This is a genomic window from Fibrobacter sp. UBA7003 (assembly GCA_002449765.1).
Lineage (GTDB): Bacteria > Fibrobacterota > Fibrobacteria > Fibrobacterales > Fibrobacteraceae > Fibrobacter.
The window spans coordinates 25200-40113 of sequence record DJXN01000010.1; the positions used below are offsets into that span (position 1 = coordinate 25200).

A 14914-nucleotide genomic window follows, 5' to 3' on the forward strand; every position below is an offset into this window, starting at 1 on the left:
TCGGTTACTGCATTGTATTATTCTTTTTATGTTATATCAAACTATAAATTACCTTTTTATTTTAAATGTTTGTTTTTATTTGTCGGTGTTTTATTTGCTTATGGCTTTGTCTTAATTTTTCTTGGAGAAGATGTTTTTTGGCAAGCCGTTGGCCATAATTTGAGGAAATATTTGTATATATTATGGCTTATTTCCTCAATGTTGTCTGTTGTTCCTGTATATGTTTTTACCTGTCGTGGTTGGCTTAATAAAAAAAGAATGCTATGGATTTTCATCCTATTATATGCGTTAAGCATCTACGCGTTTTATGGGGCGTTGGAAATTCAGAAATCATATGCTACATTATTGAAATTAGACCAGGATGAATATACGGTGACTAGTGTGTATTCTTTTTTGAGTATAATGCCTCTGCTATTGTTGTTGAAAAATAAAAAAGTTGTTCAATTTGCTTTATTGAGTGTAATGCTTGCTTTTTTTATACTTGGAGCCAAACGTGGACCTATAATTTTGGGTGGAACGTCTGCGTTTTTTTTGACATTATGTATGTTTGTGGGATGTTCCATAGAGGAAAAAATAAAACTTTTCTTTATAGAGGTACTTTTTTTTGCAGGAATTATTTTTTTTGTGGCCCATCAAATGTCGTTGAGTCCATATTTATCTTGGCGATTTGAGCAGACGTTAGTAGGTAATAGCAGTGGCCGAGATGCATATGTACAAACAATATGGAACTATTATTTGAATTCCTTAAGTAATAGACAAATGATATTGGGTATCGGGGCGCAAGGAACTCTCGCTGTAAATGTGTCTTTTGCTCATAATGACTGGCTTGCTATTTTGTTAGAGAATGGTATTTTGGGTGTGTTTCTTTATGGCTTATATTGGATTGGCTTTGTATACACATGGGTAAAATCAAAAATTGATAAAGATTCGTTTATTGCAATTGGTTTGCTTATTTTTATAGGAATTGGAAAATCTATTTTTTCAATGTATTATTTGCCGGCAACGTCCGAAATGATGTTTTCTTCTGGATGCTTTACTATTGCTCTTGGATATTATTTGGGAAAGGCTTTTCCGCAATATGATAAATATTCTGAATTTAATGACAACATTTTTTGAGAAATAGTTATGAAATTTGAACATATATATGTATTCTGTCCGAACGATAATGTATCGGGAGGCCCGGACGCCCTTCATCAAATTGTTTACTATTTAAACTATATTGGATGTGCTGCTGAAATAGTTTACTTTACACAGACAAGAAACAAAGACTATTCCATTCCCAAGCTATATCAAAAATATGTTTCTTCATTTTTGAAAGAAGACGAAGTTGAGGATAGTCAAAAAAATGCAGTTATAATAACGGAAACATTTGTCGGTTTGGCAAAAAGATTTAAGCATAGTACGGTCTTTATATGGTGGTTGGGCGTAAATAATAATGTGCTGCATGCAAATTTCTTCTGGAAAACTTTTTTCTTTATTTCTTTGCCATTAAGGATTGTGAAAAATTTCAAATATTATCGAGTTCATCTTTTAGATGCAATTCAAAAGACTTTGAAAAAGACTCCGTATACATTTAGAAAAGAACAACGAAATGTCAAACATATTTGTGCTTCTTTTCATGCGTATGATTATGTTTCAAAGAGAACAAAAAATGAAGTAGCAATAGGTATAGAACCATTAAGCAAGTTTTTCTTGGAATTATATAATGAAAACAAAAATAAAATTCCTTTTATAGAAAGGAATGATGTTGTTCTTTATAATCCAAAGAGGTGTGGCTATTTTGTTCGATACCTTTCCAAATTTTTGCCGGAAATTAAATTTGAACCATTAACTGGTTTAACGCAGGATGAAATTGTTTCGAAATATATGACATCTAAGTTGTATGTTGATTTCGGGGCTTTTCCTGGTGCTGAACGCATTCCCAAAGAAGCTGTTTTGTTCGGCTGTGCGATTATTACAGGGAAAAGAGGGGCGGCATCTTTTCATGGAGACGTTCCAATTCCAGATGAATATAAATTTGGTAGACCTAGTAAACAAATTCATGAGATTGCTGAAAAAATTCGCTTCGTGTTGCAGAATTACGAAAAAGTTTATTCTGATTTTGATGAATATCGTGAAACCATACTTAACTTGGAAGAAAATTTCAAAAAATCTTTAGGAAATATATTTCTGAAATGAGAATCGGTGTTGTGACATTTTGGCAATCTGCGGATAATTTTGGACAAATTTTGCAGGGTTATGCGTTGCAGAGAGCATTAAAAGCAATGGGAAATGCTCCCGTATTGATTCGTACTGAAAGAGATCAATGTTTATTACCATTTCCAAGGAAAATCAAATTATTTGTTCATAGATTTTTTCATCTTTCCTATTTAGGAAGTGGTGGAAAGAAAATTCGATGCTTTCGAAAAAAATATTTATCATGCTCTAAAAAAATTTTTAAATCAAAAGCAGATTTCCAGCCTTCAGATTTAACCTATGACGCTGTTATTTGTGGTAGTGATGTTGTATGGAGTGAAGGTGTTGGGTGTGGTGAATATGGTGAATTAAATTTTCTTAGTTTTGTACCTAAACCGATAAAGAAAATTTCTTATGCCGCAAGTTTTGGTGCTTCGTCTCTTTCAAAAGAGTTCTCAGAGTTTGTAAAAGAGAAAATATTTGATTTTGATGCAATTAGTGTTAGAGAAGATTCTGGAATAGATATATGTTCCCGGTTAGGTCGTAGTGATGCCGTTTCAGTTTGTGATCCAACCTTGTTACTAGAAAAAGAAGATTATGACACTTTGTTATCATCTGATAGAAGAAAACGTTCTTTTGCGTATTTCATTGGATGGCCAACTGATATCCCTGAAAAAGAAATCATAGAATATACACTGAAAAAAAAAGTACATTATGATCGGCTGGATTGTCAAAAATCAAGAAAAACATTAAAATCGGTTTTTTCCAAAAAGAAGACGATACAAGATTGGCTGGCATCCTATTCTTCTGCCGATTGTATATATACGAATTCTTTCCATGGGACAATTTTTGCGTTGCTGTTCAATAAACCATTTCTATTTTTCCCAGTAAAGGGAGATGCACGTCAATTGAATGATAGGATTTTAAACTTGTTAAAAAAAACAGATTTGCTTGATAGAGTGTGGAATTCGAATATGTCAATACAGGAACAAATGGAACAACCTATAGATTGGAATCAAGTGAATTTGGCAGTTGAAAAATGGCGAATTTTTTCGTGCGATTGGCTAAAAAATGCGTTGGAATTATAAATGAAATCCCAGCTTAAAATAGGCGCTTTACTCTCGTATGTGGTCCTTGCCCTGCAAAACCTTGTGGGCCTGGTCTATACACCGTTCATGCTCCGTATGCTTGGTAAGTCGGAGTATGGGCTCTATTCCATTGCTGCGTCCATTGTTGCTTATTTGACCATCTTGGATTTGGGTTTTGGCAACGCCATTGTCCGCTATACAGCAAAGTACAGGGCGGAGGGCAAGGTTGAAGAACAGCACAAGATGTTCGGGATGTTCTTTCTACTCTATTGTATAATCAGTTTTGTCGTTTTGGTTGCCGGGGGAATCCTGTGTCTGAATGCGGGGAACATTTTTGATGCTGCGATGACTCCCGTGGAATTGTCTCGTACCAAGGTTGTTTTGGCCCTGATGGTCGGTAACCTTGCTATAACGTTCCCGTTGAGCATCTTCGGCTCCATTATTACTGCGTACGAACAGTTCGTATTCCAAAAGGTAGTTGCGATTGTCCGCATTGTGTTGAATACGGCAACGATGATAGTCTTGCTTACTATGGGCTACAAGGCTATCGCTATGGTGGTTGTGGCGACTGTTTTCAATGTCGTGACATTGCTTGCAAACTACTGGTACTGCAAACGATTTTTGAATGTCAAGCTGAAGTTCGGCAAGTTCGAATTGTTATTTTTGAAGGAAGTCTCGCTTTATTCGTTCTGGATTTTCTTAAACGTTATCATGGACCGCATCTATTGGAGTACGGGGCAGTTTGTACTTGGCGCTTTTGCTGGTCCCGCAGCAGTTGCTGTTTTTGCGGTTGCGATCCAGTTAGAGCAAATGTACATGAGTTTTTCCACTGCGATAAGCGGAGTTTTTTTGCCTAAAGTTACTGCAATGACGGTAAATGATAGCGGCGGTAGGGCGATTTCCGATTTGTTTATTAAGACGGGGCGCGTTCAGTATTGCGTTATGGCTCTTGTACTGTCGGGCTTTATTCTTTTCGGTCGTCAGTTCATTAATCTTTGGGCTGGGGATGGCTATGAAGACGCCTACGTGATTGCACTCTTATTCTTTGTCCCGTTGACGGTGCCGCTGATTCAAAACCTTGGCATTGCGATTTTACAGGCGCGAAACCAGATGAAGTTTCGTTCGCTTCTGTATTTGGTGATTTCTTTGGTGAGCCTTGCCACTCAAATTCCATTGGCGAAACGTTATGGCGGTATTGGATGTGCCTGCGCCGTTGCCGGGGCGTTGGTACTAGGCCAAATAATTGTGATGAACGTCTATTACCAGGTGCGGCAAAAAATAAATATCGTCCGTTTTTGGGTAGAAATCCTCAAGATGTCGATAGTTCCGGCATTTGTGACAGTAGCGGCTTATTTCGTATTGTGGCAATTTGTCCTGGATTCTGTACAGAAACTCTGTTTAGGCATTATCCTGTACTTGCTCGTTTATTTGCCTTTGTTCTTCGCCTTCTCCATGAATGCCTATGAACGTGAATTGATATTGCAACCCATAAAAAGATTACAGAAGAAGTCCTAGATGAATATCCCCGTCAAAAATTGTTCATCCTGTGGTGCCTGCGCCAACGTATGTGCGCACGGTGCCATTACTATGATGTTGAGCAAAGAGGGGTTTTACAGGCCGGTGGTAGATCCGTCAAAGTGTGTTAAATGCGGCCTGTGTGAAAAAAAATGTCCTTGGGAAAACGATGTATTTAACCCTAACGGAAGTTCTAAAGCTCCGAAAACCGTTGCGGCTTACGTTTTGAACGAAGATATTCGCCTTCAGTCTTCTAGTGGGGGTGTTTTTACGATCTTAGCGGAAAATGTCCTGGACGATGGGGGTGTCGTCGTTGGCGTGGCCCAGCTAAGCTCGACCCGCTTTGGTCATATTGTTGTAGACAACAAGGCTGATTTGGCAAAACTGCGTGGTTCCAAGTATGTGCAGGCTGAATCAGGAACCATATATAGGGATGTCCGTGCATTGCTGAAAGCGGGAAAAAGGGTCCTCTTTTCGGGAACCCCCTGCCAGGTCGCCGCACTCTATGCGGTTCTTGGCAATCAGGCGAACTCGGCAAACTTGTTTACGGTAGATGTTGTTTGCCATGGAGTATCTAGTGTAAAGGTTTTTGAAAATTATATCAAAGAATTGGAACGTGAAAAATCAGCAATGGTGTTGAAAACGTATTTTCGAGATAAGAGTAAAGGATGGCGATTGTTTTCGATGACTTCGTCATTGAAAATGCCTGCAGGAAATAGAGAATCGTTCTCTCAAACATTGCATGAAGACACTTTTATGCGCCTGTTTTTGAGAAATCTTTGCTTGAATAAAAGTTGTGTTGCTTGCCGTTATGGGAAAATCCCTCGCATCGCTGATGTCACTTTGGGGGATTATTGGAATATTGCTGAAATTCACCCAGAAATGGACGACGACAAGGGAACCTCCGTTGTTTTGCTGAATACCGCCCATGGCGAGTTTTTGTTCAATTCTATTTCGAAAGGTCTTGTTCTTTGTGAATCGTCCCTTGAAAAGGCTGTGGCCGGAAATCCTTGCATAGTGCGTTCCATCCGCCCGCACAGGAACCGGGCGATGTTCTTTGAAAATCTGAATAAATACACACTTGAGGAACTAATCCAAAAATGTGATGGCAATTTGCCCTTGCATTGGCGCTTTTATTATATGGTTCGAGGTTGTCTTGGTCGTGTTAAGTTACGGATAACAAATAGATTGAGAAAATGACCTAATATTTTTATGTATATTTCCGATAACACTGTGATGGAATCTAAAAGATGGATGAGAACATAAAGAAAATACAACCGTTAGAAGGCTCGATAACGCTGCTCGATGTTGCTCAAACCCTTTGGAACAGGCGTTGGGTTATTTTCCTGTTCACTCTTTTGACAGTTGTCTTTGGGTATGCCTATGCCATGTGGGTCCGTCCGCAGTTCACGAGCGATGTTCTTCTTCAAGTCAATGTCAAGGGATCTAGCAGCAAGTCGACCAAGGCTCTTGGCGAGATGGGTGCAGTCCTTGACCTGGCAAGCCCTGCAGATGCCGAAATAGAACTTATCAAGAGCCGCATGGTTCTCAGTGAAGTGGTAGCGATCGAACATCTCCATATATGGACTATCCCTATCGGGGTGTCAGACAGGTTTACCCATAAGGAAGGTCGTATGGATGTCGATTCACTGATTATCCCGGAAAAACTCCGTGTAAAGAAGTGGATCGCAGTCGTCAAGGGTGAAAATTCCTATGCGGTAATCGCGCCGGATGGCAAGGTTGCCTTGGAAGGGCGTGTTGGCGAAGTCTATTCGGCTGTGTTTGCGGGCGATACATTGACAATCCGCGTAAATTACATGCAGGCTCGTAAGGGGCAAAAATTCCAGATTGTCCAGGGCTCGCCCTTGAAGGCGGAACGTGCACTAAAGGCGTCTTTAAACGTGGCTGAAAAAGGTAAGCAGACGGGTATCATTTCGGTCCGCTATAGCCATCGTTACCCGGATCGTGCTGCGTCCATCTTGAATACTATTGCGAAAACATACCTACGCCAGAATGTAGAAATGCGCAGTGCTGAGGCTGAAAAGACTCTGGAGTTCCTTGAAGGGCAACTTCCGGGAGTCAAGGCCAAATTAGATAGTGCCGAGAAGGTCTTGGCAGACTATCGCCATAAGGTTGGTTCCGTGGATATTGGCGGCGAGACCAAGGCGCATCTCGACAAGGAGGGTCAGCTTCAGCGCCAGATTATGCAGTTGGAGCAGGAACGTCAGTCTGCCCTTCGTTTGTTCAAAGCAGAACACCCCAATGTCATGACCATCGTCAAGCAGCAGAACAAGGTGAGGGCCGAACTAGCCCAACTTAAGAAAAATGCTGAAAAGATGCCGCTCACCCAGCAAGAGGTGAAACGGCTGCAAGAAGAAGTGGCCGTCAATAACGAGGTCTACACCAACATGCTCAACAACATCCAGCAGCTACGCGTGGTGCGAGCGGGCGAGGTGGGCAACGTTCGTATAGTTGATTTTGCACAAATCGAGCCGAGCCAGAGTAAGCCGAATAAGTCGAGAATTATAATAGCTTCCGTAGCTTTCGGATTTGCTTTAGGAATTCTATTTGTTGTTTTGATGCGATTCCTGAAAAACGGTGTTCGCAGCGCTTCCGAAATCGAACGTGAGACTGGTCTCAGCGTGTTTGCGAAGATCCCTCAATCGTCCAATAAGTTGCTGCGCGGTCATAAGCACCTGCACCATGGTTTACCGTTCGTGCTTCAGGCGGGAGAAGATAAAGTAAGTGAATCATTCCGCTCGCTGCAGACGGCTTTGATTTTCCTGATGCCGAAACCGGAACATAGCGTTGTGCTTGTAATGGGGCTGATTCCTGGTGTGGGTAAGAGTTTTGTTTCGCTGAACCTGGCGGCGACGATTGCGGCGAGTGGCAAGAAGGTACTGTTAATAGATGCAGATATGCGCCGTGGTGTAATTCACGGACGCTCAAAGTTTGGACTTGCTGATGTTTTGGCGGGAATTGCGACTCTTGACACAGCTGTTTCACAAAAACATGACGATAATTTGTTTGTAATGAACGCGGGCAAGACAAAGCTTGCCGCTTGCGAACTACTCCGTAGCGATGCCATGGACAAACTCCTTAAGGAAGCCCGTGAAAAGTTCGACCTGGTAATCGTCGACACTCCACCGTTGAACTTGGTGACCGATGCTGAACTTATTTGTCCGTTGGTGGACTTCTCGCTTTTCGTGCTCCATTATGGTCGCCATAGCATGGATGAAATCAAGGAAACTGTCGAACGCGTACGTCGCTATTCGGACAAGCCCGCCGCTATCGTGATGAACCACTGCGAACGCGAACCTGGCCACTATGGATACGGCTACGGGTACTACGGTAAGGGCTATTACGGCAAAAAAGCGTGATTTTTGTGTGATGCTCGACACTTTACGGAAATATTACATTTTTCTATATTTGGCCTAAATCTATAGGTTGAATATGAATTTTTCCCAAAAAATGGCCGTTTTGGCACTTTCGTTCGCTGTCGTGGGCGTTTTTGCCCAGGAAGAGGGCGCTATTCTTGGCGAATATGGCGCAATTACCGTTAAGATGCTTAATGGCAAGAAGACTGCCCTCATTAGCGGTACCTCGACGGAAACGGTCGAGATTGCGGAAGATGTCGAGGTGGATTCCATCTATTACGATCGTGATTATTCGGGTGAATGGGGCAAGCCTGGTACCTTGATGCTGCCTTTTGATTTCCCGAATGGATGTCTTTCTGAATTCGGTCAGATTTACGAAATGACGGGGATTGCATTTAATGGTTCCTCGGAAACTTGGCAGATTGATACGAAAAACATGGGCAGTAACGGGGATTTTTCCGCCAATAGGCCTTATTTCGTGCGTCCCAATAAAAACCAGGTTGTTTTTCCTGCATGGTGTGCTGGTAAAACAACCATGAAGAAGACGGTCGGTGCCGATACAAAGTTCTCTTTCGATAACTGGGAATTTCGGGGCATGTATTCCTATAAGACTTGGGATGAGGGAGACTCTGATATTGGTCGTGTTTATGGCTTTGCTGCAAAGGAAAAGGAAGTTGATGGCAAGACCATTAAGCAGGGCCAGTTCGTGAGGGTCAAGGCGGGTGCCTATATCCGTCCGTTCCGCGGCTATCTGATTTACAACAATAGCGCCGTTCTTACCAAGAGCGCTACGAATTCTGCAACCGCCTCTATCGATGTAGAAGATTTGCCTTCCACGATCGAGGTTGTTTTCCATGATGAAGATGAAACCACTGCAATTTACATGCTGAACCCGCACACGGGCGAGTTCTCAACGGCGACCGGCTGGTTTGACATGAAGGGCCGCAAGCTTGACAAGAAGCCGACCATCAAGGGTACCTATTTCCACAACGGCAACAAGGTTATCATCAAGTAGGGGTGGATATGAATTTGAAGTTTGAAAAGAAAGAATACGTTGCCCCGAAGCTCACTTTTATCGATATGCGCGGTGACATGTACCTGCTCGCTGGTTCCGGTGGTGACGGTCCCGATGCCGATGACTACGACGACGAACTCGGATTCAACCTGAACGAAGGTGCAGACCGTATCGCATAACGATTCTACGAGGCGTACGCGTCTCTTCTTTACACTCCTGCGATTTGCCATAGGGGCTTCGCGGGAGTTTCCTGTTTTTGGGGTGGGCGATATTTCTGCCGAAGACTGGGAATGGCTATACAGGCTGTATGGTCGGCAGTCGCTTTTGGGTGTTGCCTTTTATGCGATTCAAAAGCTTTCATCAGGGAAGCCCGAAACTCTCGGGATGCCGCGCCAGCTTTATCTCAAATGGTATTACCAGGCTGAGGGCGTCCGGTCGCTGAACGAGCGGCATTATGCGTGTTCTAGCGAGTTGACTCAGAAGTTTGCTGCGGAAGGTTGCCAATCGTTCATTCTCAAGGGGCAGGCGAATTCCCTGCTTTACCCGGACAAGTTTATCCGCCAGACGGGAGATATCGACATCTGGGTTTCTGGCGGGCGAGAACGTGTTCTTGAGCTGCTCCGGAAGATGGACTTGCTAGAAGATACGAAGATCTCTAGCCACGACGTCCTTCTTCCCAAGAAGGTGTTCGGGGAAGAGGTCGAGGTTCATTTCGGGTTCGGGGTCGACCGTTGCAGCCCTTTTGCGAACAAACGCATGCTCGCATTCCTTGACGCGGAAACGCACAACGCGACACTTGTGCCCGAGGGCTTTTATGCCCCTTCCAGCAAGTTCGCGCTGGTCATGCAGCTCTCGCATATCTACAAGCACATGCTGGGCCTCGGGGTAGGGATGCGCCAGCTGGTAGATTACTTCATGCTGCTTCAAGCATCGTCGAGTGAGGAACGTACCGAGATTGCCTCGCTGCTCGGGGCCATGAACTTGCGGCGATTTGCAGGTGCCCTCATGTGGGTGCTTACGAAATGTCTCGGACTAGAAAGTGAATACCTGCTTTGCCCGCCCGATGCCCGCCGCGGTCGCATTCTCCTTCGTGAAATCATGCGTGACGGCAACTTCGGGAAATTCGCGGATCGGCGTCGCGGTTCTGTCTGGCGCTGGTGGCTAAAAAACCGCCTCCGTCTGGTCACATTCCTCCCGTTCGATTTCTCCGAAGTTTCGTGGTTCCTGCTGCGCTACTGGGCTTCGTTCGTGTTCTTGATGCCCCAGCGCATTCTGGCCCTCCGCCAGTATAAAGAACGTCACAAATAGATATGGCGTAAAAAATATGCCAATTTTTTATAAAATTGGCTTGTTTTTTATGCCAATTTTGTGTATATTGTTGATATGGAAAAAGTAATTGCCGAAATTTTGCGTGAATTTTATGAGAATGGCGTGCCGACAGATGTTTGCCGTCGCCCTGTAGAATTTCTCGAAAAAAAAAGAAATGCCACTTCTATTATCGGTATGCGTCGCACTGGGAAAACCTATATAACGTACCAGCGTATGCACGAACTTATTGATGCCGGTTTGCCTCTGAATCGAATTGTTTATGTCAACTTTGATGATGAGCGTTTAAGGGGTATCAAGGTGGACGATCTCCATCTTATCGGTGATGTGCATGCGACAATGTTTCCTGAGGCGGCTCGGGAAAAATGCTGGTATTTTTTGGATGAGTTACAGGATGTTGATGGCTGGGAATTTTATGCTCGACGTCTAATAGATTCTGCGTTGGTTCAACTATGTGTGACCGGATCTTCATCTAAGTTGCTTTCATCAGAGGTGGCGACTCAACTTCGTGGTCGATCTTTGGATATGGAGGTCTTTCCTCTGTCTTTTTCGGAATTTCTGCAATTTAATGGGATTTTTAAGAATGTTCCTGAAAAACCATTTTCGTCTAGGACTAGTGGTTTATTGCGTAATGCCATGGCTCGATATTTGGACGAGGGTGGTTTCCCTGATATACAAGGGGAGAATGTTCGTGTCCGGAACAAGTTGTTGCAGGAGTATGTGAATGCCGTTGTATTTAGGGATGTTATAGAACGGCATGAAATTTCGAGTGTGCAGGCGCTTCGGTATACTTTAGATTATGTTATCCATAATTATGCGCGGAAAGTTTCGACTCGTGCCATCTCTGGCACGTTGAAGGCAATGGGGATTTCGGACAATCGTGAATATATTTCTAATTATCTTCGCTATTTAGCCGATGCGTATCTCATTTATCCTGTATCTATAAGGACGGATTCTGTTTCGGTGCGTAGAACAAATCCTGATAAATATTATATGGTTGATACTGGGGTTGTTCGTGCGATGACGCCAAAGAATGATGCTGAAAAAGGGTGGCTTCTAGAGAACCTTGTTTTTATGCATTTCCGGCGTGGAAATAATAAAATTGAGTATTATATCAATCGTGCTGGCGGCGAAGTTGATTTCCTTGTTACGAATCTTGATACGAAATCTAGGCGACTCGTTCAGGTTGCTTGGGATATGGAACAGCAGGACACGTTCAAGAGAGAGATAGATGCGATTCGTTTGGCGAAAGAAGAAATTAAAGTGAAAAATTGCTGCATCGTTACATGGAATTCGGAAGCCATATTAGAAAATGGCATTAATGTGATTCCAATTTGGAAATTCTGTCTCGAATAATTATGTAATAAAAATGGCGGCCCAACTGTCGCCAGATGGGGCCGCGCTTTTTTTAGAAAGATGCTCGACTTCTCCCCAAAGAGGATAACTCTACTATGGCAACAAGTTGCCAAGTATCGTATAGCGAGCATGACGATCGCCTTACTTCTTTTCGCCCTTGCAGCACTTGCATTCGGCCAAGCACTTGTATGCAACGCCGCCGATGACGCCGCCGAGAATCGGGGCGACCCAGAAGAGCCAGAGCTGCTTGATGGCGGCCCCGCCAACGAACACTGCCATTGCGGTAGAGCGGGCCGGGTTCACGGAGGTGTTGGTCACCGGGATAGAGATGAGGTGGATGAGCGTGAGGCAGAGGCCGATGGCAATCGGGGCGAAGCCTGCCGGAGCTCGGCCGTCGGTAGCGCCCATAATCACGAACAGGAAGATGGCGGTGAGCACGGTTTCTATCAGGAACGCGCCGCACATGCCGGTGGTCTTGCCGCCGAAGGCGTTCACGCCGTTGGTGAGCGTGTCGGACCAGCCGTTGGTGGCGAATGCGCCAATGCCTGCGTTGGTGAGGTCGGGCTGGGCGATGCAGTAGAGCACTGCCGCAGCGACGATACCGCCGATGACCTGGGCCACGATGTAGGCCGGAGCTTCCTTAGCGGGGAAGCGGCCGCCGGCAACCTGGCCCAGCGTGACGGCCGGGTTCAGGTGGCAACCCGAAATGTGGCCGATGGCGTATGCCATGGTGAGCACGGTGAGGCCGAATGCGAGCGACACGCCCATGTAGCCGATACCGGTGGTCGGAACGCCGCAAGCAAGCACGGCGGCACCGCAGCCGCCAAACACAAGCCAGAAGGTGCCGATAGCTTCGGCAATGGCACGAGTAGTAAGTTTCATAAACATCTCCATAGTTTGGGGTTAAAAGTTGTGCCTTAATTTAGCAAAGCGAATTGCATGAATTCAGCAAAAAAATGAGAAAAAAAGTTTTCGTGAGTAAACTCACAGTTGTATGCAAAAAAAATAGTCCGGTTGAACCGGACTACTTTGAAAGGGTAGATGCTCGCCTTCGCGAGCATGACGATAGCCTTACTTTTTGTCGGCGCCCTTGGGCATCTGCACGGAGATATGGATGTCCTGCAGCTGCTGGAGGTCGACTTCGCTCGGGCACTGGTCCATCGGGCTAGAAGCGCTTGTGTTCTTCGGGAACGCGATGAAGTCGCGGATGGATTCTTCACCTTCCATGGTAGCGACAACGCGGTCCAAGCCGAAGGCGAGGCCACCGTGCGGAGGAGCGCCGTACTTGAAGGCGTCGACGAAGAAGCCGAATTTTTCCTTCACCTGTTCTTCGGAGAGGCCGAGCAGGCGGAACACCTTCTCCTGCACTTCCGGGTTGTGGATACGGATAGAACCGCCACCGATTTCCACGCCGTTCAGAACGAGGTCGTAGGCTTCGGCGTTGCAATCCTTGAGATTGCCACCGAGCATCATGTCGAGGTGTTCCGGGAGCGGGTTGGTGAACGGGTGGTGCATGGCCATGTAGCGGCCTTCGGTGTCGCTGTATTCGAACATCGGGAATTCGGTAATCCAAACAAATTCGCGCTTCTTCGGATCGCGGAGGCCCTTGATGCGGGCGACTTCCAGGCGGAGCTGGCCCATGGCGGTTGCTGCAACCTTTTCGGGGCCTGCGATGAAGAACATCATGTCGCCGCACTTGGCACCGACGGCGTCACGCAGTTCGTTGAGCTGTTCAGTCGTGAAGAACTTGCCGACCTGGGTTTCCACTTCGTCGTTTTCCTTGACGCGCATCCACACGAGGCCCTTAGAACCGTACTTGCCCACGTAGGCGGTGAGTTCGTCGATCTGCTTGCGGGTGAAGTCCACGCAGCCCTTGGCGGCGATACCGCGAATCTTGCCACCGGCGGCAACGCAGTTCTTGAACACGCCGAATTCGGACTTGGCGCCGATTTCGGACACGTCGTGGATTTCGAGGTCGAAGCGGAGGTCCGGCTTGTCGGAACCGTACTTGAGCATAGCTTCGTGCCACTTCATGCGGCGGATGTGGCGCGGCGGTTCGAAGTTCCAAACCTTGCCCAAAACTTCAGTCACGAACTTGTCGAACATTTCCATCACGTCGTCCTGGTCCACGAAGGACATCTCGACGTCAATCTGCGTGAATTCCGGCTGACGGTCGGCGCGGAGGTCTTCGTCGCGGAAGCACTTGGCAATCTGGAAGTAACGGTCCATGCCGGCAATCATCAAAAGCTGCTTGTACTGCTGCGGAGACTGCGGGAGGGCGTAGAACTTGCCCGGGTTCACACGGCTCGGCACCAGGTAGTCGCGGGCGCCTTCCGGAGTGGACTTGCAGAGCACCGGAGTTTCAATGTTTTCAAAACCGTTAGCGTAGAAGAAGTCGTACACGGCCTTGAGGAAGCGGCTCTTGAGGAGGAGCTTCTTTTGGATCCACGGACGGCGGAGGTCTAGGTAGCGGTACTGTAGGCGCAGGTCATCGTTTTCTTTGCACTCTTCGTTCGGGTCGTTGATGGCCAAGGGGGAGGTGAGGGCCGCGTTCAAAATTTCAATCTGGTCGATCTTGACTTCGATTTCGCCCGTGGCGAGCTTCTCGTTAGCGTTGCCTTCTTCGCGGGCGTAAACCTTGCCGGTCACCGTAATCACGTATTCGTTGCGGAGCTGTTCGGCGGTCTTCATCACGTCGGCATTGTAGTCCGGGTTGAAGACGATCTGGGTCTTGCCATACTTGTCGCGGAGGTCCACAAAAATCACACCACCATGGTCGCGGCGGCGATCCACCCAACCGGCGAGTGTTACAGTCTGGCCAACATCTGCCTTGCGCAGCTGGCCGCAGTTATGAGTACGTTTCATGTTAGTATCCTTGGATAGTTTTTTTTCGGGTGTAAATATAGCAAAAGAGTTTGGGGCGAGTGAGGCGTAAAAACAAGGAAAAAGTGTAGAACAAGCGGGTCCGATATGATGAAATCAGGATGTTTCCCCCTGTGAACAGAAAAATGGGAGAAACTCCCGCTTTTGTTGTCAAAATCTTGTATTTTTAAGCAAAAAAC

The 14914-nt window shown here is 45.8% G+C and carries 12 protein-coding genes; 10 read left to right on the plus strand and 2 right to left on the minus strand.

All coding sequences use genetic code 11. The features are described from left to right. Window positions 1-69: 69 nt before the first annotated feature. The 10 genes from B2952_RS06660 to B2952_RS06705 all read left to right on the plus strand — a co-directional run bounded on the left by B2952_RS06660 (window position 70) and on the right by B2952_RS06705 (window position 11852). Complete coding sequence (locus B2952_RS06660; RefSeq protein WP_290734785.1) at window positions 70-1116, plus strand: hypothetical protein; 1047 nt, start codon at window positions 70-72, stop codon at window positions 1114-1116. Window positions 1117-1125: 9 nt separating this feature from the next. Beyond that, window positions 1126-2178, plus strand: a complete 1053-nt coding sequence (locus B2952_RS06665) for a hypothetical protein (protein WP_290734784.1) — start codon at window positions 1126-1128, stop codon at window positions 2176-2178. Then, window positions 2175-3263 (plus strand): polysaccharide pyruvyl transferase family protein, encoded by a 1089-nt coding sequence (locus tag B2952_RS06670; RefSeq protein WP_290734781.1) that lies wholly within the window; start codon window positions 2175-2177, stop codon window positions 3261-3263. Before B2952_RS06665 ends, B2952_RS06670 begins: the two co-directional genes overlap by 4 nt. Continuing rightward, window positions 3264-4778: a lipopolysaccharide biosynthesis protein gene (locus B2952_RS06675; protein WP_290734779.1), complete on the plus strand. Its 1515-nt coding sequence runs from the start codon at window positions 3264-3266 to the stop codon at window positions 4776-4778. After that, window positions 4779-5978 carry a Coenzyme F420 hydrogenase/dehydrogenase, beta subunit C-terminal domain gene (locus tag B2952_RS06680; RefSeq protein WP_290734777.1) on the plus strand — a complete coding sequence of 400 codons (1200 nt, stop codon included), beginning with the start codon at window positions 4779-4781 and terminating at the stop codon, window positions 5976-5978. 50 nt (window positions 5979-6028) lie between these two features. Then, entirely contained in the window at window positions 6029-8158 is a 2130-nt protein-coding gene (locus B2952_RS06685; RefSeq protein ID WP_290734775.1) for a polysaccharide biosynthesis tyrosine autokinase, read from the plus strand. Window positions 8159-8249: 91 nt separating this feature from the next. After that, window positions 8250-9170 carry a hypothetical protein gene (locus tag B2952_RS06690; RefSeq protein WP_290727214.1) on the plus strand — a complete coding sequence of 307 codons (921 nt, stop codon included), beginning with the start codon at window positions 8250-8252 and terminating at the stop codon, window positions 9168-9170. An 8-nt stretch (window positions 9171-9178) separates the two neighbouring features. Beyond that, entirely contained in the window at window positions 9179-9349 is a 171-nt protein-coding gene (locus tag B2952_RS06695; RefSeq protein ID WP_173382260.1) for a hypothetical protein, read from the plus strand. 82 nt (window positions 9350-9431) lie between these two features. Beyond that, window positions 9432-10478 (plus strand): nucleotidyltransferase family protein, encoded by a 1047-nt coding sequence (locus B2952_RS06700; protein ID WP_290734773.1) that lies wholly within the window; start codon window positions 9432-9434, stop codon window positions 10476-10478. 75 nt (window positions 10479-10553) lie between these two features. Then, on the plus strand, window positions 10554-11852 hold the full coding sequence (locus B2952_RS06705; RefSeq protein ID WP_290727216.1) for an ATP-binding protein: 1299 nt from the start codon (window positions 10554-10556) through the stop codon (window positions 11850-11852). 141 nt (window positions 11853-11993) lie between these two features. On the opposite strand, the gene aqpZ is transcribed toward B2952_RS06705, so the two are convergent. Beyond that, window positions 11994-12734, minus strand: coding sequence for an aquaporin Z (aqpZ, locus tag B2952_RS06710; RefSeq protein WP_290734771.1), 741 nt, complete (start codon window positions 12732-12734; stop codon window positions 11994-11996). Between the two features lie 189 nt (window positions 12735-12923). After that, window positions 12924-14717: an aspartate--tRNA ligase gene (gene aspS / locus B2952_RS06715; protein WP_290734769.1), complete on the minus strand. Its 1794-nt coding sequence runs from the start codon at window positions 14715-14717 to the stop codon at window positions 12924-12926. Between the last annotated feature and the right edge of the window lie 197 nt (window positions 14718-14914).

What these genes read in the sequence shown, in the direction of transcription:
- B2952_RS06685 (WP_290734775.1), top strand. Translation starts at nt 6,029, where the DNA reads ATGGATGAGAACATAAAGAAAATACAACCGTTAGAAGGCTCGATAACG.
- aspS (WP_290734769.1), bottom strand. Translation starts at nt 14,717, where the DNA reads ATGAAACGTACTCATAACTGCGGCCAGCTGCGCAAGGCAGATGTTGGC.
- B2952_RS06665 (WP_290734784.1), top strand. Translation starts at nt 1,126, where the DNA reads ATGAAATTTGAACATATATATGTATTCTGTCCGAACGATAATGTATCG.
- B2952_RS06670 (WP_290734781.1), top strand. Translation starts at nt 2,175, where the DNA reads ATGAGAATCGGTGTTGTGACATTTTGGCAATCTGCGGATAATTTTGGA.
- B2952_RS06705 (WP_290727216.1), top strand. Translation starts at nt 10,554, where the DNA reads ATGGAAAAAGTAATTGCCGAAATTTTGCGTGAATTTTATGAGAATGGC.
- B2952_RS06680 (WP_290734777.1), top strand. Translation starts at nt 4,779, where the DNA reads ATGAATATCCCCGTCAAAAATTGTTCATCCTGTGGTGCCTGCGCCAAC.
- B2952_RS06695 (WP_173382260.1), top strand. Translation starts at nt 9,179, where the DNA reads ATGAATTTGAAGTTTGAAAAGAAAGAATACGTTGCCCCGAAGCTCACT.
- aqpZ (WP_290734771.1), bottom strand. Translation starts at nt 12,734, where the DNA reads ATGAAACTTACTACTCGTGCCATTGCCGAAGCTATCGGCACCTTCTGG.
- B2952_RS06690 (WP_290727214.1), top strand. Translation starts at nt 8,250, where the DNA reads ATGGCCGTTTTGGCACTTTCGTTCGCTGTCGTGGGCGTTTTTGCCCAG.
- B2952_RS06675 (WP_290734779.1), top strand. Translation starts at nt 3,264, where the DNA reads ATGAAATCCCAGCTTAAAATAGGCGCTTTACTCTCGTATGTGGTCCTT.